Annotated in this window: 17 protein-coding genes; 8 read left to right on the forward strand and 9 right to left on the reverse strand. The window is 72.8% G+C overall.

Annotation, left to right across the window (positions count from 1 at the left end):
* Positions 1-94 precede the first annotated feature (94 nt).
* Complete coding sequence (locus OG552_RS06300) at positions 95-1,300, forward strand: amino acid deaminase/aldolase (RefSeq protein ID WP_329130195.1); 1,206 nt, start codon at positions 95-97, stop codon at positions 1,298-1,300.
* 69 nt (positions 1,301-1,369) lie between these two features.
* Here the strand turns inward: OG552_RS06300 and OG552_RS06305 are convergent, their stop codons facing one another.
* On the reverse strand, positions 1,370-2,368 hold the full coding sequence (locus OG552_RS06305) for a DUF2510 domain-containing protein (protein ID WP_329130196.1): 999 nt from the start codon (positions 2,366-2,368) through the stop codon (positions 1,370-1,372).
* Between the two features lie 131 nt (positions 2,369-2,499).
* Entirely contained in the window at positions 2,500-3,255 is a 756-nt protein-coding gene (locus OG552_RS06310; RefSeq protein ID WP_329130197.1) for a helical backbone metal receptor, read from the reverse strand.
* A 75-nt stretch (positions 3,256-3,330) separates the two neighbouring features.
* On the opposite strand from OG552_RS06310, the gene OG552_RS06315 reads away from it, so the two are divergent.
* Complete coding sequence (locus OG552_RS06315; RefSeq protein ID WP_329140589.1) at positions 3,331-4,257, forward strand: 5'-3' exonuclease; 927 nt, start codon at positions 3,331-3,333, stop codon at positions 4,255-4,257.
* 40 nt (positions 4,258-4,297) lie between these two features.
* Here the strand turns inward: OG552_RS06315 and OG552_RS06320 are convergent, their stop codons facing one another.
* Positions 4,298-5,800 carry an MFS transporter gene (locus tag OG552_RS06320; RefSeq protein ID WP_329130198.1) on the reverse strand — a complete coding sequence of 501 codons (1,503 nt, stop codon included), beginning with the start codon at positions 5,798-5,800 and terminating at the stop codon, positions 4,298-4,300.
* A gap of 124 nt (positions 5,801-5,924) precedes the next feature.
* Between OG552_RS06320 and OG552_RS06325 the strand changes: the two genes are divergently transcribed.
* Together OG552_RS06325 and OG552_RS06330 are read left to right on the forward strand one after the other, a co-directional pair.
* Positions 5,925-6,443 carry a winged helix-turn-helix transcriptional regulator gene (locus OG552_RS06325; protein WP_329130199.1) on the forward strand — a complete coding sequence of 173 codons (519 nt, stop codon included), beginning with the start codon at positions 5,925-5,927 and terminating at the stop codon, positions 6,441-6,443.
* Positions 6,444-6,477: 34 nt separating this feature from the next.
* Positions 6,478-7,134, forward strand: a complete 657-nt coding sequence (locus OG552_RS06330; RefSeq protein WP_329130200.1) for an alpha-ketoglutarate-dependent dioxygenase AlkB family protein — start codon at positions 6,478-6,480, stop codon at positions 7,132-7,134.
* 57 nt (positions 7,135-7,191) lie between these two features.
* Here the strand turns inward: OG552_RS06330 and OG552_RS06335 are convergent, their stop codons facing one another.
* The 3 genes from OG552_RS06335 to OG552_RS06345 all read right to left on the reverse strand — a co-directional run bounded on the left by OG552_RS06335 (position 7,192) and on the right by OG552_RS06345 (position 14,575).
* On the reverse strand, positions 7,192-11,325 hold the full coding sequence (locus tag OG552_RS06335) for a carboxypeptidase regulatory-like domain-containing protein (protein WP_443071144.1): 4,134 nt from the start codon (positions 11,323-11,325) through the stop codon (positions 7,192-7,194).
* A gap of 328 nt (positions 11,326-11,653) precedes the next feature.
* Positions 11,654-12,742 carry a helix-turn-helix transcriptional regulator gene (locus OG552_RS06340; RefSeq protein ID WP_329130202.1) on the reverse strand — a complete coding sequence of 363 codons (1,089 nt, stop codon included), beginning with the start codon at positions 12,740-12,742 and terminating at the stop codon, positions 11,654-11,656.
* Positions 12,743-12,865: 123 nt separating this feature from the next.
* Positions 12,866-14,575: an MFS transporter gene (locus OG552_RS06345; RefSeq protein WP_329130203.1), complete on the reverse strand. Its 1,710-nt coding sequence runs from the start codon at positions 14,573-14,575 to the stop codon at positions 12,866-12,868.
* A 246-nt stretch (positions 14,576-14,821) separates the two neighbouring features.
* Here OG552_RS06345 and OG552_RS06350 point away from each other — a divergent pair, with 246 nt between their 5' ends.
* Positions 14,822-15,658, forward strand: a complete 837-nt coding sequence (locus OG552_RS06350) for a siderophore-interacting protein (RefSeq protein WP_329130204.1) — start codon at positions 14,822-14,824, stop codon at positions 15,656-15,658.
* A 151-nt stretch (positions 15,659-15,809) separates the two neighbouring features.
* Here the strand turns inward: OG552_RS06350 and OG552_RS06355 are convergent, their stop codons facing one another.
* Both OG552_RS06355 and OG552_RS06360 read right to left on the reverse strand, forming a co-directional pair.
* Positions 15,810-18,023: a 2Fe-2S iron-sulfur cluster-binding protein gene (locus OG552_RS06355; protein ID WP_329130205.1), complete on the reverse strand. Its 2,214-nt coding sequence runs from the start codon at positions 18,021-18,023 to the stop codon at positions 15,810-15,812.
* Positions 18,024-18,034: 11 nt separating this feature from the next.
* Positions 18,035-18,250 (reverse strand): SIP domain-containing protein, encoded by a 216-nt coding sequence (locus tag OG552_RS06360; RefSeq protein ID WP_329130206.1) that lies wholly within the window; start codon positions 18,248-18,250, stop codon positions 18,035-18,037.
* Between the two features lie 111 nt (positions 18,251-18,361).
* Between OG552_RS06360 and OG552_RS06365 the strand changes: the two genes are divergently transcribed.
* The 3 genes from OG552_RS06365 to OG552_RS06375 all read left to right on the forward strand — a co-directional run bounded on the left by OG552_RS06365 (position 18,362) and on the right by OG552_RS06375 (position 21,686).
* The gene (locus tag OG552_RS06365) at positions 18,362-18,982 is read left to right on the forward strand and encodes a TetR/AcrR family transcriptional regulator (RefSeq protein WP_329130207.1); all 621 of its coding nucleotides are present in this window, start codon (positions 18,362-18,364) and stop codon (positions 18,980-18,982) included.
* A gap of 247 nt (positions 18,983-19,229) precedes the next feature.
* Entirely contained in the window at positions 19,230-20,792 is a 1,563-nt protein-coding gene (locus OG552_RS06370; protein WP_329130208.1) for an amino acid permease, read from the forward strand.
* Positions 20,793-20,894: 102 nt separating this feature from the next.
* Positions 20,895-21,686 (forward strand): maleylpyruvate isomerase family mycothiol-dependent enzyme, encoded by a 792-nt coding sequence (locus tag OG552_RS06375; protein ID WP_329130209.1) that lies wholly within the window; start codon positions 20,895-20,897, stop codon positions 21,684-21,686.
* Between the two features lie 77 nt (positions 21,687-21,763).
* Here OG552_RS06375 and OG552_RS06380 read toward each other — a convergent pair whose 3' ends face one another.
* Entirely contained in the window at positions 21,764-22,339 is a 576-nt protein-coding gene (locus OG552_RS06380) for a TetR/AcrR family transcriptional regulator (protein ID WP_443071145.1), read from the reverse strand.
* Positions 22,340-22,413: the final 74 nt, after the last annotated feature.

Consider the following 22,413-nt stretch of genomic DNA (forward strand, 5'->3'; position numbering starts at 1 on the left):
CGTCACTCTACGGTGTTGCGGCGTGGTGCGGTTGCGTCGGGGCGAGGTGCGAGGGGCTACCCTACGGTAGCCCCGGTCTGGCAGGCTGCACCGCATGTCCGAACGCGCTGCCGACCGGACCCGGTACGACCGGGCCACCGCTCATCTCGACGCCCCTTTGGCGATCGTGGACCTGGAAGCCTTCGACGCCAACGCCGACGACCTGGTGCGCAGGGCCGGCGGAAAGCCGGTCCGGGTCGCCTCCAAGTCCGTGCGGTGCCGCGCGCTGCTGGAACGGGTGCTGGCCCGGGACGGCTTCGCGGGCATCATGTCCTTCACGCTCGCCGAGTCCCTCTGGCTGGCCAGAACCGGCTTCACCGACGTCCTGCTGGCCTATCCGTCCGCGGACCGTGGCGGCTTCGCCGAACTGACCGCGGACCCCAAGCTGGCGCAGACCGTGTCGGTGATGATCGACGACGTCGCCCAACTCGACCTGATCGACGCCGCCCGGGGCGCCGACGGCACCGAGACCGTCCGGGTCTGTCTTGAACTGGACACGTCCCTGCGGAAGTTGGGCGGCCGGCTGCGGGTGGGCGCACGGCGGTCGCCGCTGCACGCGCCGGAGCGGCTGGCCGCGCTGGCCCGTACCGTCGCCGCCCGGCCGGGTTTCCGGGTGGTGGGGATCATGGCGTACGAGGGCCATGTCGCCGGTGTCGGTGACGCGGTCGCGGGCCGGCCGGTGCGGTCGCTGGCGATCCGGCTGATGCAGTCCGCGGCCCGCAAGGAGCTGGCGGCGCGGCGCGCGGAGGCGGTGGACGCGGTGCGGGCCGTGGTGCCCGACCTGGAGTTCGTCAACGGCGGCGGCACCGGCAGCGTGCAGCACACCGCGGCCGAGGACGCGGTGACCGAGATCGCGGCCGGCTCCGGGCTCTATGTGCCGCGGCTCTTCGACAACTACACGTCCTTCCACGGCCGGCCGGCCGCGCTCTTCGCCCAGCCGGTGGTGCGCCGCCCGGGTGTCGGCGTGGTCACCGTGCTGGGCGGCGGCTACCCGGCCTCGGGTGCCGCCGGCGCCGACCGGCTGCCGGTGCCGTATCTGCCGGAAGGGCTGAGCTACGACCCGCAGGAGGGCCCGGGCGAGGTGCAGACGCCGCTGCTCGGGTCGGCCGCCGACGATCTGCTGATCGGCGACAAGGTGTGGTTCCGGCATGCGAAGGCCGGTGAACTGTGCGAGCGCTTCGCCGAGTTGCAGCTGGTGACGGGTGACGAGGTGACGGCGGTGGTACCGACGTACCGCGGCGAGGGAAAAACGTTCCTCTGAGGCCGGTCGCCCTGGTGGCGGCTCCGTGGGAGCCGCCACCAGGGGGCGCCGCCCGGGCGCCTGGCCCGGTCAGACGCCGGTGCCGCCCGAGGCGCCGCCGCTGCGGCCGGCCGGGCCGCCGCTGCTGTCCGCGGTGATGCCCTTGGTGATCTGGTCCATGACGGAAAGGCCCGGAGCCTTGTCGCCGACGTCGAAGCCGAAGCGGACCACGACCAGCACCGAGCTGTCGCCGGGGGACGGGAAGGCCAGCGACTCGACATAGCCGTCGGTGCCGGACTTGGTTGCCACCTTCCAGCGGACCATGTAGCCCTTCTGCCCGGCGACGGTGACCGCCTTCGAGGCCAGCTCCTGGTGCGAGGTGGTCGCGCCGTATATCGCGGTGCCGTAGGAGTCGGACGCGTTCGGCGCGATGTCCTCCTTGGCCGCGGCCTCCGCCGTGCGGGAGGTGAGCTTCAGTGCCGCGGCGGGCTGGGAGAAGACACCACCGCGCACGCAGCTCTGGGTGGGGTCGCCCGGGCACTGGTACTGGCCGGTGACGATGCTGGCCCCCAGGCCCTGCTCGCCTGGGCTGCCCTGCCAGCCGTCCGGCACGGGCAGCCGGATGCCGTCGTAGACGTCCACCGGCGGCCCGTCGGCGGGCGGTTCGGCGGGATCGCTGGGGCCACCGGGGTCCGGCGTCCGGTCAGGGTCGGGGCTCTGCTGCTGCCCGCCGGGGGCGCTCGCGCCGGTCGTCGGGCCGCCCTTGGCGTCGTTGTCGTCGCTGCCGCCGCCGAGTGTCAGCACCCCCGCGATCACCCCGCCGATCACCACCAGCGCGACCACGATGGCGACGACGACGGTGCCGGTCCTGCGCGGCTTGTCCGCCCCGGGTGAGGTCAGCAGGTCACCGGAGGGATAGCCGGCCGGGTAGCCCGGGTACACCGGGTACGCCTGCGGCGCGGGTGCGGCGGTGGGCGCGGTCCGGGTGTACTCGGTCCAGGTGGTGCCGTCCCACCAGCGTTCCAGAGCCGGGCCGTTGCCTGTGTGCCCGGGTTCTGGATACCAGCCGGGCGGGGTCGTCGTCGTCACGCGGTCACCTTATGGCCCCAGCATGAGAATCCCGTAAGCAACCGGGTCACACCACGATTACACCCGGACATACCGCCCACGGGGGTACGACAGGGTGGTTGTCGCGGCCCGGCGGCGCCCTCCGGTTCCGGTCAGCGCAGGGCCGCCCGCAGCGCCCGCCCGATGACCGCGGGCGCTTCCGCCAGCGAGGGCCCGTACCAGGTCAGATGCCGTCCGCTGACCAGCGCGGCGGGCAGGCCGGGGAACGCCTCCGGGCCGTCCCGCGCGGTGAAGCGGTACGGCTCGTCGGGCAGCACCACCAGGTCGGCCGGGGGCAGCCGCGCGAGGTCGACCCTCGGGTAGCGCTCGGGGTCCTGGGCGTGCACATGGTCGACGCCGAGCCGGGCGAGCAGGTCCCCGGCGAAGGTGTCGCGGCCGAGCGTCATCCAGGGGCGCCGCCAGACCGGGACGACGGCCCGCAGCCGCGGTGCGCGGGGGATCACCTCCCGCCACGCGGCGGCCGCCTGGTCCAGCCACCCGGGCCGGACCAGCCCGCACCCTTCGACCAGCACCCGCTCCAGTTCGCTGAACGCCTGCGGCAGCGACCGTACTTCGGTGACCATCACCCGCAGACCCGCGGCCCGCAGCGCCGCCAGGTCGGGGGGACGGTTCTCCTCCTCGTTGGCGATCACCAGATCGGGGGACAGCGCGGCGACCGCGGCCACGTCCGGATTCTTGGTGCCGCCGATCCGTACCACCTCAAGGCCGGCCGGACGGCTGCACCAGTCGGTGGCACCGACGAGCAGGCCGGGGGCGGTGACGGCGACCGCCTCGGTGAGGGACGGCACCAGCGACACCACCCGGCGGACCGGGCGTCCCGCGGTGCGCGATGGGCTCGTGGGGGTCACCGCCCCACGGTACGGCGGTCTGTCGGCGGGGCGTGCCATGCTGGCGCCGTGACTGACGACAAGCCCGCCAGGCTGCTGCTCCTGGACACCGCGAGCCTGTACTTCCGCGCCTATTTCGGGGTGCCCGAATCGGTGAAGGCGCCGGACGGCACGCCCGTCAACGCGGTACGCGGTCTGCTCGACTTCATCGCCCGGCTGGTCGGCGACCACTCCCCCACCGCCCTGGTGGCCTGCATGGACGCGGACTGGCGGCCGCAGTGGCGGGTCGAGCTGATCCCCTCGTACAAGTCCCACCGCGTGGTCGACGACCCGGACGCCCAGGACGGCGCGGAGGGTTCCGCCGAACAGGTCCCGGACACCCTCTCCCCGCAGGTGCCGGTGATCGAGGCGGTGCTGGACGCGATCGGCCTCACCCGGGTCGGCGTCACCGGTTATGAGGCCGACGACGTCATCGGCACCCTCGCCACCCGCTCCGCCGTCCCGGTGGCCATCGTCACCGGCGACCGCGACCTCTTCCAGCTGGTGGACGACGCCCGTGACGTACGCGTCCTCTACCCCCGCAAGGGCGTCGGGGACTACGACCTGATCGACGAGGAGGCGATCCTCACCCGGTACGGCGTCCGCGCCGGCCAGTACGCCGACTTCGCGGCGCTGCGCGGTGACCCGAGCGACGGGCTGCCGGGCGTGAAAGGCATCGGCGAGAAGACCGCGGCGGAACTGGTGACCCGGTACGGCGACCTGGCGGGGGTACGGGCGGCCGCCGCCGACCCGTTCTCCCGGCTCACCCCGTCCCGCCGCCGCAACATCACCGACGCCGGCCCCTACCTCGACGTGGCCCCGAAGGTGGTCCGGGTCGCCACCGACGTCCCGCTGCCGGACTTCGACCCGGCGTTGCCGGCCGGGGCCACCCACCCGGAGGCGCTCCAGGAACTGGCCGTGCGCTGGGGTCTCGGCGGTTCCCTCACTCGCCTGCTGGACGCCCTGGAGAAGGCGAAGGTCTGAGCGGAACCGCCGAGGGGCGGGCGCGGGTCCGGTCGGGCCGTCAGGCCGGGCCGGCCTGGCCGAGTTCGCCGGCCCGGCGGATCCGCGGCAGGTGGAGCACCAGTCCGGCGGCCAGGCCCAGCCCGGCGAGCACCCACCAGATGTGGTGGAAGGCGTCGAGAGCGGTGGACGGCCCGGGGGCGCCGAGGACGGCGACGAAGACGCTGATGCCGAGGACCGCGCCGAGCTGACGGAAGCCGGCGTTGACGGCCGAGCCGACGGCGAACCTGTTCGGCGGCAGCGCCTGGACGGCGGCGCCGGACTGGACCGGCAGGGTCATGCCGATGCCGAGGCCCATCAGCAGCGCCCCAGGGAGCCAGTGGACGGTCCAGTGCGGGGTGCTGCCGACGATGCTCGCGTTCAGCGACAGGCCCGCGGTCCACAGCAGGGCGCCGGCCGTCAGGATGCGCCGGGGGCCGTAGGTGTGGGAGAGCCGGCTGGCGGTGCGGGCCAGCACGGTGACCACCAGCGGGCTGGGCGCGGTGGCGAGCGCGGCGCGCAGCACGGAGTAGTGCCAGACCGTCTGCAGGAAGATGATGTTGCCCAGCAGCATGCCGTAGAAGGCGGCGGCGAAGAGCAGGGTCGCCGCGTTGACCAGCCGGAACTGCCGGACCTTGAAGAGCGCGAGGTCCATCACCGGCTGGGCCGCGGCCCGGGTGCGCAGCAGGAAGACCGGCAGGAGCGCGGCGGCCAGGACGAAGCCGGCGATCACCCGCGGGTCGGCCCATCCCCACTTCGGCCCCTCGATGATGGCCAGGCTCAGCGAGGCGGGCATGGCGGCGACCAGGAGCACGCCCAGCGGATCGGGCAGCCCGCTGGCCTGCGGGTCACGGCTCTCGCGCAGCAGCCGCAGGCCGAAGGAGACGACGACCACCGCGATGGGCACGTTGACCAGGAAGATCCACCGCCAGGACGCGTACTGGGTGAGCAGCGCGCCCAGGGTGGGGCCGAGGGCCGCGGCGGCGGCGCCCATCGCGCCCCAGGTGCCAATCGCCACCGGCCGGCGGGACGCCGGGAACTCCGGCAGCACCAGGGCGAGCGAGGTGGGGGTGACCAGGGCGGCGAAGGCGGCCTGCAGGGCCCGCGCGCCGATCAGGATGCCCGAGCTGGGCGCGAGCCCGCACAGGGCGCTGGTCAGCGCGAATCCGCTGATGCCGATGAGGAAGATCCGCTTGCGCCCGTACCGGTCGGCGAGCCGTCCGGCGGGGATCAGCATCGCGGCGAAGACCAGGCTGTAGGCGTTGAGCACCCACGCCAGGTGGTCGGTGGTGGTGTGGAAGCTGCGGCTGATCGTCTCGAAGGCGACGTTGACGATCGTGGTGTCGAGGAAGACCACGAAGACGCCGAGGCTGCTGAGCGCGAGGACCTGCAGTGCGCGCCGTCTGGCCGCGGGGTCCTGGGGGGCCTCCTCCTGTGGAGTCTCTTCCTGGGGGGCTTCTTCCTGCGCCGCCGCGGCCGACGGCACGGATCCGGTGGCGGAGGTCCGCTCCTCGGGGATGGTCATGGTGCCCCTCGTCCAGAGTGTCGTGGGAGTCTCGTCGACCCGGTGAGTTGTGATTTCCTACCGACTCGGGACGCTAGCAGGAGTGAGTAGGAAACAACAACCGACGGCGGTTTACGCTGGAGGCATGGAGACGAAGGCCACGAGGGAAGACGGCGGTGCCGGCGCGCCGGGCCGGCGGAACGTGATGGCCGAGGCACCGCTGAGGGTGCGGCCCTGCTCGCTCGCGGCCTCGCTGGAGATCCTGGGCGAGCGCTGGTCGCTGCTGGCCGTGCGGGAGATGGCCTACGGTGTGCACCGGTTCGCGAAGATCGCCGGCTTCACCGGCGCCTCCCGCGACATCCTCACCGACCGGCTGCGCAAGCTGGAGGAGGCCGGCGTCATCGAGCGCCGGCAGTACAGCGAGCACCCGCCGCGCTACGAGTACCACCTCACCGAGGCGGGCCGGGAGCTCTTCCCGGTGATGATCAGCCTGCTGCGCTGGGGCGACAAGTGGGCCGTCGACTCCCCCGCGGTGGTCTTCCGGCACATCTGCGGCGAGCAGCTGGCCTTTGAGCTGACCTGCACGCACTGCGGCGAGCAGGTCACCCGGCAGTCGCTGACACCGCTCCGGCCGCCGAGGCCCGAAGGACACGGGAGCGTATGACAGCGCGGACCGGAGGACCGGACGGAGGGACCGCGTGGACGCGCTGATCCCGCGGCCCCGCCGGGAGGTCGCGCCCGGCGCGGTCCACGTGCCCGGGTGGCTGTCGCCCGCCGGGCAGCGGGAGCTGGTGACCGCGTGCCGGGCCTGGGCGATGGGCCCGGTGCCGATGCGGCACACCCGCCTGCCGCGCGGCGGCGTGATGTCGGTGCGGACGCTCGGTGTGGGCTGGCACTGGCGCCCGTACGCCTACGAGCGGACCGCCGGCGATGTCAATGGCGCCCGGGTACCGGAATTCCCCGACTGGCTGGGCGACTTGGGGCGCCGGGCGGTCACCGCCGCCTACCGGGACCCGGCAGCCGGCGCCGCGTACCGTCCGGACACCGCCCTGGTGAACCTCTACCAGGACGGGGCGACGATGGGCATGCACCAGGACAAGGACGAGAAGTCCGCCGCGCCGGTGGTGTCGCTGAGCATCGGCGACACCTGCGTCTTCCGGTTCGGGAACACCGCAACACGCGGAAAGCCGTACACCGACGTCGAGTTGGAGTCCGGCGACCTCTTCGTCTTCGGCGGTCCTTCGCGCTTCGCCTTCCACGGGGTGCCCAAGGTGCGGCCCGGCACGGGCGAGCCGGCCACCGGACTGACCAGTGGCCGGCTCAATGTGACCCTGCGGGTCACCGGTCTGGAATGACAGCGTGCGAGGTGCCGGTGGCGGGCCCCGGCCGGCAAGGGCCCGCCACCGGACCGGTCAGTCCTTCAGCAGCGTGAAGTTGCTGGTGGTGGTCGCCCCCTTGGTGATCTTCACGGTGGCCGTGGTCGGCTGGTAGCCGTCCTTGGCCACGATCAGCTGCAGCGGGTTGTTCCGGGTGTCGAGCCACAGCTGATAGGTGCCGTCGGTCCCGGTCTTGAGGGTGTAGTGCGTCGCCCAGGTGTTGATCTGCACGGTCGCCCCGGCCAGCGGAGCGCCCCCGGACGCCTTCACGGTGCCGGCGATCTTGCCCCATGTCGCGGGCGGGTTCACCGTGAACGACACCCCGATCGGGGCGAGTTGGTAGGGCGTGTCGGAGCCGAGGCTCAGCGACGCGGTGTACGTGCCCGGCTGGGTGATCTCCGGCACGGATGCGTCGAGCGTGACGGTGAAGGTCGCGCTGGCGCCCACCGCCACGGTCACCGTGTCGGTGCTCTCACTGAGCCAGGTCACATCGCTGGATTCGCCCTGGTCGTAGCCGGGCAGCACCTCCGTGGTCTTGGCCGGGACGGCCGGCTGACCGCCGGCCAGGCCGCCGACCGCGTAGAAGCCGGTGCCGCCGCCACCGCGGTAGAGCGAGGCGTTGGAGTTCGGCAGTGCCGTCCAGGTGTTGTCGTCGGGCTGGTAGGCCCAGGTCTGGTTGGTCAGTGCCGCGCCCCCGTTGACGGCGCCGCCCTCGACCAGCAGCAGGCCGTTGGCGGCGGTGTAGGACGCGCCCCAGGCGTCGGTCGGCTGGTCCGCGATCGGCGACCAGGCGTCGGCGGCGGGGTCGTAGACGTAGGCGTCGGCGAAGCTGCCCGCGTCGGTGGTGCCGCCGGCGCAGTAGAGCTTGCCGGCGATGGCGCCGCACGACTCCCACGACACCGGCTTCGGGTAAGCCGCCACGCTGGACCAGGAGTTGGTGGCCGGGTCGTACACGGTGACATCGGTCGTACCGCACGCACTGGCGGTGCAGCCGCCCACCGCGTACAGCTTGCCGTCGAGCACCGCACTGCCGGAACCGGCGTACGGCTTGGGGGTACTCGCCCCGGTGCTCCAGGTGTTGGAGGCGATGTCGTAGATCTCGAGCTTGGCGTCGGGGTCACCGGAGGCACCCCAGCCGCCGGCCGCGTAGAGCTTGCCGTTGATGATGCCGTGGGCCGGGGCCTCACGGGTGTCGGCGGCGGAGGCGAGCTTGGTCCAGGCGCCCGCGTCCGTGCTGTACGCGTACAGGTCGCTGGTGTCGGTGCTGCCGGTGAAGCCGAACGCGGAGTAGACGGTGCCCTGGTAGGTGGCGACCGCGTTGTCACCGGTGGCGACCGGCAGGTCAGGAGCCGCCTGCCAGGCGTCGCCCGCGGCCCCCGGGGAGGCATCGGCGCCGGCCTTCGCGCCCGGCTTGGCACCGGACTTGCCGCTCTGCGCCTTCAGCGAGAGCCGCGAGTACTGGCCCTTGACGAGGTTGAGCGGGGCGCCGGCCTGCTGGACGACGACACCGCCGGAGTTCTCGCCGACCGTGAGGGTGGCGGGGGCGGTGCCGGTGTTCTTCACCGTCACCTTCTGGGTGGCGGTCTTGCCCCAGCCGACGGTCTTGGCGATGGACGCCGGGGTGACCTTCAACTGGCCTGCGGTGAGCTTGAGGTTACGGTTGACGGTCCCGTCGGGGGGGATGTTGGCGGTGGCGGTGACCGAGGTGTACTTGGACGCCGAAGCGGTCACCGGGTGCTTGCCGGTGAGGTGCGAGAACGTCCAGTAGAAGCCGTCACCCAGGTTCGGGTCGTCGGGCGTCGCCGTGGTGGTGGTGTGGTCGTCGGGGGCGTCGGCGCTGGTCACCGTGGCCCCGTTGACGCCCGCCTTGGTGTTGGCGTCGGTGACGTTGCCGACGATCAGGCCGCCGGGCACCGGGTCGTAGCTGCGCTGGCCGACGAAAACGTTGTCGAGCTCCCACCAGTAGGCCCAGCTGCCGGTGTAGTGGAAGCGCAGCCGCACATCGGTCTTGCCGACGTAGTCGGTGAGCGGGATGTCGAAGTGGGCAGGACCGGTCACCGAGGTGGTGGTCTGCTTCCACAGGTTGGTCCAGGTGGTGCCGCCGTCGGCCGAGACGTCCACGTCCGCGGTGGAGTTGGAGAACTCCCGGTAGTCGGTGTCGAAGCCGAGCACCGGGTTGGTCTGGCCGGTCAGGTCGTAGGACGGCGAGAGCAGGGTGCTGTCCTGTTCCAGGCCCTGGCCGATGTGGTCGCTGTCGATGATGGCGAAGCCGCCGTCACCGCCGGTGCGGTTGCCGCGCGACCCGGAGTCGTCGAAGCTCCAGCCACCGGTGGTGCCGGGGCCGTTGACGACGCTCCAGCCGGCCGGCGGGCCGGTGGTCGAGGTGAACGGCTCGGTCGGGCCGCTGAGGTGCACGCTGTAGCCGGGTGCCTCGGCGGTGACCGCGTCCACCGGTACGGCGAAGTTCACCGTCCGGTCGGCGGCCGCGATCTGCACGGTCTTGTCGACGGCCGTGTAGCCGGGGTAGTTGGCCACGACGTGCAGGGTGTAGGAGGTGTTCTCCGGCAGCGTGAGGGAGTAGGCGCCGGTGGCGGGGTCGGTGAAGACCGGGCCGCCGGGCACGCCCGCCGCGGTGATCTTGGCGTAGAGCGGCCAGCCGTGGCCCGAGCCGTCGGTGACCTTGCCGGAGACGGTCCTGGTCGGCACCGCGTCGAGGGCGAAGGACTCGGTGACGGTGGCTCCGTCGGCGAGCACCACGGAGGTGGCGGTCCCGTCGGCGTAGCCGTAGGCGCTGGCGGTGAGGTCGTAACTGCCCGGCGGGATATCGAGCTTGTAGGCGCCGGTGGCGTCGGCCGTGGCGGTGTAGTCACCGGCCTTGACGGTGGCACCGGCCAGCGGGTCGCCGGTCGCGTGGTCGGTGACGGTGCCGCTGATCACGCCGTGCGGACCGCTGCGGAAGGCGGCCAGGCCGTTGGGAGTGCCAAGGCCGGTGGGGCCGTCGTAGCCCGGTCCCGCGGTGCAGAGCGCGGCCGGGGTGCAGGTGCCGTTGTTGCCCTGGGTGACGTCGTTGAAGGCGCTCTTCTGCGCGTACAGGTACGAGTTGGGGTACGTCCCTGCCGTCGGGGTGCCGGCCGAGGCGTAGATGCCCGCGATCAGCGGGGACGCGGCGCTGGTGCCGCCGTACACCGACCAGCCGCCACCGCCGAAGGTCTGGTAGACCGAGACGCCGGTCACCGGGTCGGAGACGGCCGAGACGTCGGTGACGGAACGCTTGGCGCAGGCCGTGTCGGTCTGGAAGGCCGGCTTGGGCTCGTACACCGAGCAGCCCGAACCGGGGCCGCCGAAGGCGTTGTTCCACACCGACTCGGTCCAGCCCCGGGGGGAGCCGGCGTCCGGGGTCAGCGCGGTGCCGCCCACCGACGTCACGTACTGCGAGGCCGCCGGGTAGCTGACGCCGAAGCCGTCGTCACCGGAGGAGGCGACCACCGCGACGCCCGGGTGGTTGTAGTACGGGTCCATGGCGGTGAGTTCGGAGGGGTCCTCGCCGCTGCCGGGGACCGAGGAGTAGCCGGTGCCGTAGGAGTTGGAGACGTACTTCGCGCCGAGCGCGACCGCCTCGTCCACCGCCGCGCCGAGGTCCTCGAAGTTCGGGGTGTCCGCCTCGACCAGCAGGATATGGGCGTTGGGCGCGGCGGCCGAGACCATGTCGACGTCAAGGGATATCTCGCCGGCCCAGTCCGGGTCCGGCGTGGGGTAGTCGGTGCCGCCGCGCTGGTCGACCTTGGTGAAGCAGCCGTTGGCCGTGGTGCAGGCGGGGAGGCCGAACTGCGCGCGGTAGATGGCCAGGTCGGCTTCCGCGGTGGGGTCGTCGAAGGCGTCCACGATGGCCACGGTCTGGCCGGCGCCGCCGTCGGCGGGCAGTGCGTAGGCGCTCTGCAGGTCGCCGGGGCCGTAGCCGTCCGGGGTGGCGTCGTGCGGCTGCAGGCCGGCCTTGGCCGGGATGTCGGTACGGCGCAGTGCCAGGCAGGAGAACTGCCCGGCCTTGGCTTCGCCGCACTGCCGTACCACGTCGGAGCGGGGCGAGTTCGCCCCCGGCGCGGTGGCGTGCTGCTGGGCGGGTGCCGCGAACGCGCTGGCGGCGGCGGGAAGTTGCAGTCCGAGCACGGCCATGGCGGCCGAGGCGAGGGCGGCCACCGCGGTGGCGGCGCGCCGGCTCGGTCTGGGAACGGGTATGCGCAAGGCGTATCTCCCTGGAGACCTCCGAATGGACCGGGCTCGGGCACGATGGAAATTCCCCCCCGGTCGCGGTCCGATCGAACCGCTGGCGTATATCTGTGCATCACTCGCCCCACCGGAATCCCGAACACCTTGTCGGATACCTGACATTCGAGGTGCCGCTGCCCGGCGGCGGTTTCCCGTCATCAGCACAGGGCGGCCCGGCGGCCCGGACCGGCAGCGGTCCCGGGCGTGCCGTGTGACGGAGCGTCAGTAGCCGGAGTCAGATCTCCGGGGCGACGGGCGGGGCGTCGTCGAGCCAGTTGTGGCGGGCGGCGTGCCAGACCAGTTGGATACGGTTGTCGACGCCCGCGGTCCGCTGCATCGCCGCGATATGGCGCTGGACGGTCCGCACCGCGACCCCCAGCGAGCGGGCCATGGCCGCGTCCGTGCTGCCACTGACCAGCATCGCGAGAATCCTCAAGTGCAGGGCGATCCGCGGGTGTTCGGGGTCGGGGCGGGCCACCGGGACACCGGTCGCCCACAGGCTCTCGAAGAGGGTGACCAGCGCGTCCAGCAGGCCGCTGGGCCGGATCACCAGCAGAACGGGGTCCGGTGGCGGCGCGGCGGCGGCCAGCGGCAGCAGGGCCAGCGCGCGGTCGGCGATCCACATCCGGACCGGTACGTGTTCGGCGACCCGGATGCGGGTCGCCGGGGTGACCGTGAGGCCGGCGTCGCCCAGCGCCTCGAAGCCGGCCCGCTCCACGACGATCCGGCGGCGCGGGCCCGGCGAGGTGCCGGGGCCGGGGCCGGGGCCGGCCGAGGGTCCAGCCCCGGTTCCGACCCCGGCTCCGGTTCCAGCCCCGGCTCCGCCTCCGATGTCAGCGGAGGTGCCGACACCCGCCCACGGCAGGTGGCCGGGCGAGGCGTCCCCCGCCTTGCCGTGCGGCCGGGCGAAGACGGCCAGTTCGGTGTGCGTGTCGGCGTACACCGAGGCGATGCGCCGGCGGACCGCGGCCGGCCCCTCCACCACCTGGACGATCTCCTCGGCCCGGTGCCCCTCGTGCACCCGCTGGTACTCGACGCCGAGCCGGTCGAGCAGTTCCCGGCCCTGCCGCAACTGCTCCTGGGCCCGGGAGACCAGCGGAAGCAGCCCGGATTCCGGCGGCAGCGGATACCAGCGGCCGTCGTGGCCGAGCCGCACCAGGTCGCGGGCCGCCAGCTCGCCGCAGGCGGCCTCGGCCCGCTCCGGTGACACCGCCAGCTGCCGGGCCAGTTCCTCCGCCGTGATTCCGCGTGTGCCGATCAGCAACGGATAGGCCCGGTCCGCGTCGGCGCTCAACCCCAGTGCCTCAAACGGACGTTCGGTCATGATCGGGAACTCTAGCCGCCCGGCCGTGTCAAGACCCGGTATTCGCCAACGCGGCCGGCGGCCACCGCGCCCGTGCGGTGGCCGCCGGCCCGGCCCGCCGGCGGCCGGTGTTTCAGCCCTGTTTCACGCCCGCTCCGCCGCCAGCGCGGCCATCTCCTGATCGACCGCCCGCTGGTGGAGTTCGGCGTCCTCGCGGGCCTTCTTCGGACTCCACCGTCCGGCCATCAGGAAGACGAACGGCACGAAGAGCACCTGGCCGCCGACGCAGATCCACCACCAGGTCCGCCACTGCCCAGGACCGTCGTGTGCGGCCTTCTGCACCTTGGCGCCGTACCTGGTGAGCACCGCCAGCTGGGGCTGCGCCTTCTGCACCACCGCGAGGTCGGCAGCACCGACCTCCTGGACCGCCTGGGCACCCAGCGCGGCCGGCGCCTTGCCGGGCGGGTACTTGCCCAGCTCCGCGAAGAGCTGCGGATGCGCGTTGACGATGGCCAGTGCCGGTGCTGCCTGGCGCTGCGCCGCGGTCACCTGGGGTCCGTGGTCAACCAGCGGCGTCACCGAGGTGACCAGGACCGGGATGAAGGCGGCCGAGACGGCCACCACGATCCGGATGGTCCAGCCCCACACCGCCAGGCCGGTGGCCGTCGCGGCCGGATTGTGCTTCTCCACCGTCTCGGTGAAGCTCGCCATCCACGGTCCGTAGGCCACCCCGCTGAAGACACCGATACCGACGAAGAGCCACGCGAAGGTGTAGTAGCCGGTGGCCGGGTGGGTGGCCAGGCCGGCGAAAACCGCGGTCACCACGATCGAGCCGACGGCGCCCACGATCATGAACGGCTTGCGCACCTTGATCCGGTCGGAGAGCAGCCCGACCACCACCAGGGCGATCGCGTTGGCCGCCCAGTACCAGTTCGCCACCGCGTTGGCGCGCTGCTCGGTGTAGCCGTAGGTGGTGGCGAAGTAGACCACGAAGTTGCCGACGGCGGCGAAGTACAGGAGCAGGAAGAGCGCGATGGCCAGCGCGGAGCCGGTCACGTCGAGCCGCATCATCTGCCGCCACTCCCCGCGGCGGGCGGCGGCCGGGTCGATGCCCTTGGCCCGGGCCTCGACGAGCGCCCGGTCCCGCAGGCTCACCATGATCTGGTCGCGCAGGCCCGGGGAGAGCTCGCGCAGCGCGAAGAGGGCCACCACCAGGACGACGAAGCCGGCGATCCCGGAGTAGCGCAGTTCGTCCTGCCAGCTGGAGCTGTCCAGGGTGGCGCTGGTCACGGAGGTGACCACCAGGCTGCCGACCACCGGGCCCATCGTCCAGGCGCCCATCGCGGTGGCCCGGCCGAGCTGCGGTGAGAAGTCCCTGATCAGCGCGGGGGTCGCCACCAGCACGATGCCCTCGATAAAGCTGACCAGGGCGAAGAGCACCAGGTACGTGGTCTTGCCGCCGGCGTTCGGCAGCCCGAAGAAGACCAGCAGGGCGGCGATCAGCAGGCCGTACACGACCATGTTCGCCCGGCCCCAGCGGTCGGCGAGCCCGGCGATCAGGGACGAGAAGGCGCCGACCGCGTTGCCGATCACCGAGACCCAGACGAAGTACCGGTAGGTCATGCCGAAGTGGGTGATGATCGACGTGGCGACCGCGTACTGGATGTAGAGCATGTAGTAGAGCACGACCGTGGTCAGCACCACGATCGCGAGGTAGGCCATCCGGCGCCCCGTGGCCGGATACGCGGCCAGGTCGCGGCGGTAGAGCCAGGACAGCGCCGTACGGGCGCGGGGATCTGCCGGGGCCCCCGGCCCGGGTCTGTCGGCGTCGAAGGACGTCGGGGTGGCGGACATGCGGCCCCTCCTGGAGATGCGGGTAACCGGGTGGGAGTGACCTCGGAGCAGCGCGGTCACCGCAGGACCGGCCCTGGTCCGAGTTCCGCAGAGGCTAGTACCGACCAGTCGGTATGCCTAGGGGGTACGCACGATGCCGTCCCGGCGAAACGGCGGCGGAAGAAGGCGAGTTGGACGAGGGCCTGGCCGAATCCGGGCTATCGGTTAGGCTTACCTAAGTACGATCAGCGAGAGAGCGGGGAACTCATGGCCGAACGACCGCAGCGCAGGACCCCCACGGCCAAGCGGGGTACGGTCCTGCGCACCGAGCGGGTCACCCCGCACATGATCCGGGTGGTGCTGGCCGTCGATCCGGCCGCGCAGCTGGACATCGGCGAGTGCACCGACCACTACGTCAAGCTGCTCTTCGCGCCGGAGGGCGTGCGCTACGCCGAGCCGCTGGACATCGAAGCGATCCGGCGCGATCTGCCGCGCGAGCAGTGGCCGCGGACCCGTACGTACACCGTCCGGGCCTGGGACGACGCGTCCCGCGAACTCACCGTCGACTTCGTCCACCACGGCGACGAGGGCCTGGCCGGGCCCTGGGCGGCCGCCGCCCGCCCCGGCGACACCATCGACTTCTTCGGCCCCGGCGGGGGATACGCGCCCGATCCGGCGGCCGACTGGCATCTGCTCGCCGGTGACGAGAGCGCGCTTCCGGCCATCGCGGCGGCGGTCGAGCAACTGCCGCCGGGGGCGTCCGCCAAGGTCTTCGTCGAGGTGTCCGGGCCGGCGGAGGAGCAGAAGCTGCTCAGCTCCGGTGAGGCGGAGGTCCGCTGGATCCACCGGGCCGGCCGGCCCGTCGGCGACGCGCTCGTCTCAGCCGTCACCGCGCTCGACTTCCCGCCCGGTGACGTGCACGTCTTCGTCCACGGCGAGGCGGGCTTCGTCAAGACCCTCCGCCGCCACCTCCGCCTCGACCGCGCCATCCCCCGCGAGCGCCTGTCCATTTCCGGCTACTGGCGGCGCGGCGCCGACGAGGACGGCTGGCAGGCGTCGAAGCGGGAGTGGAACGAGCAGGTGGAGCGCGAACAGGAGTCCTGACCCCCGCCGCCCGAGGCACCGCCGACCGGTAGGCCCGCCAGGTCCGGGCAGGGCGACGCACCCGCCCAGGACGCACCGGCCTTCCCGCTCTGTCGGCGTCCGCGGGTGCGGGCCTGGTTTCGCTGGGCCCGGAGGGGCGGCAGGACGGCGATCACGGGTCCGCGATGTCGAGGGTGACCTTCGACAGGGGGCAGCTCACGCACGCCAGGACATAGCCGTCGGCCCGCTGCTGCGGCGTGAGGCAGTTCGGCTCGTTCTGCGTGACTTCTCCGCTGCGGAGTCGCACCATGCAGTCCCCGCAGTTCCCGACCGTGCAGGAGTACGGCATCGGCAGCCCCGCGGCGAGCCCCGCGTCGAGCAGTGTCTGGCCGGGCTCGACCACCACCGTGCCGACGGCGTGCCCGTCCTCCTCGACGGTCATCTCCCGCGGCACCGTCACTTCGGCCCCGGTGCCCGCCGCACTGGCGAAGCGCTCCTGGTGCACCAGCCCGGCCGGGACTCCCAGCCCGGCCAGGACGCCCTGGACCGCGTCCATCAGCGGTTCGGGACCGCAGGTGTAGTAGTGGGCGTCCCTTGCCGGGGCCAGGCCGGTGATCCAGCGGCGTACGCCGTCCGCCTCGATCCGCCCGTCGCGGCTGGTCAGGACGTGGGTGACCGAGAGCCGGCCGGGGTGGTCCTTCGCCAGCCGGGTCAGCTCCTCGGCGAAGATGATCTCGTCCGTGCTGCGGCTGCTGTAGAGCAGCGCGATCCGGTCGCGGCCCTGCCGGTCGGCGAGCCGGGTGCGGATCATGCTCATCATCGGCGTCACGCCACTGCCCGCCGCGACGAGCACGATCTCGTCCGGGGGCTGCGGTTCGGTGTGGAAGGACCCCGACGGGCCACGCACCGCGAGGCGGTCCCCGGCCCGGAGGCTCCGGTGCACGTAGCCGGAGAACCGGCCGCCCTCGACGTGCTTGACGGTGACCTCCAGCCGGGACGATCCGGGTGCCGACGAGGCCGAATAGGCCCGTCGTACCGGGCGTCCGCCGATGTCGGCGACAAGGGTGAAGAACTGGCCGGGCCGGAAGTCGAACGGTCCCGGGTTCCGGCCGGCGTCCTCAAGTACGAGGGTGACCGCGGTCGGTGTCTGTCTGCGCACCTCGGTGACGCGCACCTCCCGCAGCGGGCTGCCCGTCCCGGCGTCCTTCGGCCCGGCGTCCTTCGTCCCGCCGCCGTCGGCAGGACGCCGGCGCGGCAAGCCACGGCGCCGCCCTTCCCCGCCGGGCTCGAGATCCTCGTAGCCCTCCTTCCGCAGCCCCGAGCGGTAGAGACGGTTCGCCGCCAGCCGTAGCAGCCCGCTCACCCCCGGGACCGCCCCGACGAGCTTCAGCAGGAAGGCGGGTGGGCCGCCCTCGGCGTCGGCCGAACCGGCGGCGAGGTGTTCTCCCGCGATCGCTATCAGATTCGGCGCCGTACTCCGGTCGAGGTGTGCGCCGGGGGTCCACAGCCGGGCGCGGGCCACGGCGTCGTTGCCGGTCACCTCGGCGTGCTCGACGTCGATGAGCAGCGCCAGGTGCGGGGGCATCCCGCGCAGCGCCATCGTCTCCAGCAGCGCGGGATCGTCGGTGATCGCGGCGCGGCCGCGGACGTGCAGCACACCGCTGCGGCCCGGTACGAGCGCGGCGAACGAGAGCCTGTCGTCCTGCAGCAGGTTGTGGAGCGTGTCGGCGCGTTTGTTGCCCTTCCGGTCCGGGATGACGAGCGTGCGGCTGTCCAGGATCCGTGCCGCCGCCCCCCGGTCCCCGCGGGGACTCGTGTCGCTCCCACCGGACGCGTCCCACGTGGACAGCGCGAGGAACGGTGCCGCGGCCAGGAACCCGGCGACGCCGGGCCGGCACAGGGGGCCGTCCCCCGCGACCCCGGTGACCGGCCCGGCCGGGGCGGGCGGCTGCCACAGGCGGGACCGCAGGACGGCCTGGGCGCAGTGCACGTACGCCTGCTGGATGTCGACGGTCGTCTCCGCGCCCTTCCGCGCGGCCACCGAACCGTTGACCCGCAGGATCTCCCCGACGCCCGGCAGGAGGAAGAAGAACGAGACCGGACCGCGCGGGTCGCCGGCCCCGGGCAGGGAGAACGAGATCCGGGTGGGCGAGTGGACGTGTGCGAATCCCGGTACGCCGCCGATGAAGGTCGTTCTGCTGGTGCCGTCCGCGTCCCGGTAGCCGAGGGCCGCGATCGGGCACCGGGCGAGGACGGTCCGGCAGCCCTCGTCGAGGGAACTGATCTGCTTGAGCACGACCGCCGGCGCCGGGCGGCCGACGGTGGCCTCGACCTCGTCCACCGTCGTCAGCCGGCGCGGTGCGCTCACCTGGTTTTCTCGCTGCACAAGGATTCCTTTCAGCCGGGGGTCGACCGGCCCAGGCGCCAGTAGCCGAAGAAGGAGATGTCCCGCTGGGGCACGCCACGGTCGTTGACCAGGTGCCGCCGCAACGTCGTAGCCAGCCGGGACCCGCCCGCGACCCAGGGTGTAGAGGCGGCCGGCAGGACCTCACGGCAGCGCACCTCCGCTGTGATCATCGTGCGTGACTCGGGCAGGTACACCTTGGGGATCACGGCCTGCCCCCGACATTCGGCACGGCCTTGTTTTCGCAGGTCATGGCACTATTGTGAGCAATAGCTCAGCTCTTTGGCTACTCGCTTTCCGCGCCTTGAGGAGGCCCCCGGATGCCCTCGGCCGACCGCCGTCTTCAGCCACGTCGCAAGCCCCGCCAGGTGCGCGCGGAACTCACGCGGGACCGCGTCCTGACCGCGGCTGCTCACGTTTTCGCCGAGCACGGCTACGCCGCGGGCACCACCAACCGCATCGCCGAGCGCGCCCGCATCTCCATCGGCTCGCTCTACCAGTACTTCCCGAACAAGGACGCCATCCTCGCCGAGCTGCTGGTGCGGCACATCGACCGCGGCAAGTGGACGCAGGCCGACCAACTCGACCTGTCCGCCGGGAGTCTGGCGGCGACGGTCCGAGCACTGGTCCGCGATGCGATCGACAACCACCGCGACGACCCGCAGCTGCTGCGGATCATGTTCGAGGAGGCGCCGGTCTCGCGGGAACTGCTCGACACCATCGCCCGGCACGAGAAGAAGCGGGTCGACCAGGTGCGCGACCTCCTCGCCCGCCACCCCGACGTCCACGTACAAGACCTCGACACCGCGGCCGAGTTGATCGTGTTCACCGTGGAGACGAACACGCACAAGCTCATGGCCTACCCGCGGACCGCCCCGGTCGGGACGTTCGAGAACGAACTGGTGGCCATGGTCACCCGCTATCTGCGCGGCGGTCAGTAGCCGATCACGCGCGGGGCCGGATGCCCGGGGCGGGGGCCCGGATGCCCGGGGCCGGGGCCCGGGGGCCGGATGCCTGGGCCCACGCGGCGCCGGATGCCCGGGCCCGCGGGCCCGCGGGGCCGCGGCGCAGGCGCCGATCGCCCGCGTGAGGACTTCGGCCCGTCGCCGACATGGCCGGGACATCGCGGTGAAACACCGGGTCCCTAATTTCTGTCGCCCGACAGGAATTCGTGACAGGGGGACGGCCATGACCGCCACCGCACCTTCCGACGTACGCCCCGACCCGCCCGAAGGAGCCGGCGGGACCGGCCCGGACACCGCGGGCCTCGCCGGCTTCGGCTACCGGCAGGAACTCCACCGCAGCCTCGGCCGGTACGCCTCCTTCGCGGCCGGCTTCTCCTTCATCTCGGTCCTCACCACCGTCTTCCAGTTCTTCGCCTTCGGGTACTCCTTCGGCGGCCCCCGCTTCTTCTGGACCTGGCCCGCGGTCCTGATCGGGCAGCTCCTGGTCGCCGCGTGCTTCGCCGAACTCGCCGCCCGCTACCCGATCTCCGGGGCGATCTACCAGTGGTCGAGCCGGCTCAGCAACAAGGTCTTCGGCTGGTACGCGGGCTGGATCATGGTTCTCGGCCAGATCGTGGTGGTCGCCGCGGCGGCGCTGGCGCTCCAGGTCGTCCTGCCCGCCGTGTGGTCCGGGTTCCAGTTCGTCGGCGCCGACACCTCACCGGTCTCGTCGGACGGCGCGGCCAACGCGGCGGTGCTCGGCATCGCGCTGCTGGCGCTGACCACCGCGGTCAATCTGCTCGACAACCGGGTGATGTCGCTGGTCAACCGGATCGGTGTGACCGCCGAGATCGTCGGCGCGGTACTGATCGTCGTCCTGCTCTTCACGCACGCGGACCGGACGCCCTCGGTCACCGTACACAGCGGTGGCGGGGGTGCCGCGCTGCTGATCGGCTCCTTCGCGGCTGCCTACGTCATGATCGGCTTCGACAGCGCGGGCGAGATGAGCGAGGAGACCCGCCACCCGCGCCGGGTCGCGCCCCGGACGATCCTGTCCGCGCTCACCACGGCCGGCGTGCTGGCCTCCCTGCTCGTACTCGCCGCGCTGCTGGCCGCCCCCAGCCTCACCGACGGCCGCCTGGGCACGGAGGGCCTGTCGTACGTACTCACCAGCCGGCTCGGTGACGGTCTCGGCCGGGTGCTGCTCTGCGATGTGGCGCTCGCGGTCGCGGTGGCCACCCTCGCCATCCAGACGTCGGCCACCCGGATGCTCTTCTCGATGGCCCGCGACGACGCTCTTCCCTCCTCCCGCACCCTGTCCCGGGTGTCGCCCCGCACCGGGCAGCCCGCCGCGCCCGCGCTGGTGGTCGGCGTGCTCTCCGCCGCGCTCCTGCTGCTCAGCTTCTCCTCACCCGAGGCGTGGCTGGCCATCGGCACCACCTGCATCGTGATGCTCTACCTGGCCTACGCCATGGTCACCGGCCCGCAGCTGCTGCGCCGCCTGCGCGGCCAACTCCCGCCCGCCGCCGACGAACTGGGCAACCCCGCCTTCTCCCTGGGCCGTTGGGGCCTGCCCGTCAACACCCTGGCCCTCCTCTACGGCCTCGCCATGACCGCCAACCTCGCCTGGCCCCGCGCGGCGGTCTACGACCCCTCGGGCGGGCACTGGTACTTCCAGTGGTTCACCCTCCTCTTCCTCGCCGCCGCCCTCACCCTCGGCTTCCTCTGGCGGGCATCAAGGGCGCTGAGGGCGCGACGGCGGCGGTCCGCCGCGTCCGGGCCGTCTCCGCGTCCTCGTCCTTCCTGATCGGCGCCGAGGCAGAAGGTCGCGGAGCCGGTGCCGCGTGGCCGCCGCGCCGGGGGTGAAAATCGCTGTCGGGTCGGCGGAGGGCGGTGATAGACAGCCGGAGTGGACAAGACTCTGGAGTTCCCCGACCTGCTGCGGCTGATCGGGGAACGGTCGGCCGCCTTCCGCGCCGCGGTCGCCTCCGCGCCCAGCCTCGACGTGCGGGTGCCGACCTGCCCCGAGTGGACGCTCTTCGATCTGGTGCGGCACCTGGGCGAGGGGCGCCGCCGGTGGGCCGGCATCGTCGCCGCGGGGCCCGCCGACGCTCCCGCGGCCATGTCCGCGCCGGGGGGAGCCCCGGCTGTTCCGCGGGACCGCGAGGCCCTGACGGCCTGGTCGGCCGAGGCCACGGAGCAACTGCTGGGCGCACTGCGGGAGTCCGGCCCGGACCGCGGCTGCTGGACCTGGTGGGGTACGTCGCAGTCGCCGCAGACCTGCGGTGCCGTCGCCCGGCACCAGCTCCAGGAGGTCGCGGTGCACACCTACGACGCCCAGGTCACCCTGGGCGCCCCGCAGCCGCTGCCGGAGGAGGTGGCACTCGACGGGGTCGACGAGTTCCTGTCCACCTGCTGCGCGGGGACGAGTGCGTGGCCGCATGAGCCAGCGGTCGTCGACTACCACGCCACCGAGGGCCGCTCCTGGCGCCTGCGGCTGTCCGCCGACGGCGCCCGGACCGCCCGCCTCCCCGCGCCAGGCACCGCTCCCGCTCCCGACGAGGAGGCGGCCGACGCCTCCCTCTGGGGCACGGCCGGTGAGCTGGTGCTGGCCCTGTACGGCCGTGTGCCGGTGGACTCCCAGAAGGCCGAGGGCGACCGACGCCTCTTCGACCTGCTCCTGGCCTGGGACCCGGAGTAGGACCTGCCGGCGCCCGGGGGTTCGTCGCGCGGGCCGGCGGCGCCACGGTGGACGCCGGGTACGACAGGCGGCGCTGGTCAGCGCAGCTCACGGAGGGCGGACTCCGGGACCCCGGCGATCCGCAGGGCCGCGTCGGCGGCGGCCGCGGTGAAGTCGGGGGTGGAGCGGCGGACCAGGATGAGGCCCTCGATCAGGGCGAAGAGCAGGTCGGTACGGAGCGCGAGGTCGGCGGGTGCGAGGCCCGCGCAGGCGCCGGTCGCCCCGAGCAGCTCGCCGTAGACGGACTTCAGGGCGGCCCGGGCCTGGTGGAAGCCGGCGAAGCGGGGGGCGGCGACCTCGGGCAGCAGGTAGAGCGCGCCGAGGTTGTAGGGGCCCGTGCAGAGCAGTTCGGCGTCGGAGCGGCACAGCTCCCACAGCCGGGCCTCGGCCGGCCGTGAGGCGTCGGCGAGCAGCGCGCGGGCGAGCGTCAGGGAGGGGGTGACCGTGCCCTCCAGCAGCTCGGCAAGCAGGTCCTCCTTGCCGCCGACGTAGTGGTACATCGACGCCTGCCGGATACCCGCCCGTTCGGCCAGCGCGCGGGTCGTCGTGGCGGTGTAGCCGCGGGTGGTGAAGAGCTCCGCCGCGGCGGTCAGCAGTTCCTCCCGCGCGCTCATCCCGGTGTCCGGCCGCTGCTGGACCCGCGGCCGCCCGACCCGCTTCCCGTTCACGCTCACCCGCCGATCGTCGC

The organism is Streptomyces sp. NBC_01476, from assembly GCF_036227265.1.
In the GTDB taxonomy this organism is placed as follows: domain Bacteria; phylum Actinomycetota; class Actinomycetes; order Streptomycetales; family Streptomycetaceae; genus Actinacidiphila.

Excerpts from the sequence above, each read along its gene's own strand:
- OG552_RS06300 (WP_329130195.1), top strand. The coding sequence starts at position 95 with ATGTCCGAACGCGCTGCCGACCGGACCCGGTACGACCGGGCCACCGCT.
- OG552_RS06365 (WP_329130207.1), top strand. The coding sequence starts at position 18,362 with ATGCCCTCGGCCGACCGCCGTCTTCAGCCACGTCGCAAGCCCCGCCAG.
- OG552_RS06370 (WP_329130208.1), top strand. The coding sequence starts at position 19,230 with ATGACCGCCACCGCACCTTCCGACGTACGCCCCGACCCGCCCGAAGGA.
- OG552_RS06320 (WP_329130198.1), bottom strand. The coding sequence starts at position 5,800 with ATGACCATCCCCGAGGAGCGGACCTCCGCCACCGGATCCGTGCCGTCG.
- OG552_RS06340 (WP_329130202.1), bottom strand. The coding sequence starts at position 12,742 with ATGACCGAACGTCCGTTTGAGGCACTGGGGTTGAGCGCCGACGCGGAC.
- OG552_RS06345 (WP_329130203.1), bottom strand. The coding sequence starts at position 14,575 with ATGTCCGCCACCCCGACGTCCTTCGACGCCGACAGACCCGGGCCGGGG.
- OG552_RS06350 (WP_329130204.1), top strand. The coding sequence starts at position 14,822 with ATGGCCGAACGACCGCAGCGCAGGACCCCCACGGCCAAGCGGGGTACG.
- OG552_RS06335 (WP_443071144.1), bottom strand. The coding sequence starts at position 11,325 with ATGGCCGTGCTCGGACTGCAACTTCCCGCCGCCGCCAGCGCGTTCGCG.
- OG552_RS06325 (WP_329130199.1), top strand. The coding sequence starts at position 5,925 with ATGGAGACGAAGGCCACGAGGGAAGACGGCGGTGCCGGCGCGCCGGGC.
- OG552_RS06380 (WP_443071145.1), bottom strand. The coding sequence starts at position 22,339 with ATGAGCGCGCGGGAGGAACTGCTGACCGCCGCGGCGGAGCTCTTCACC.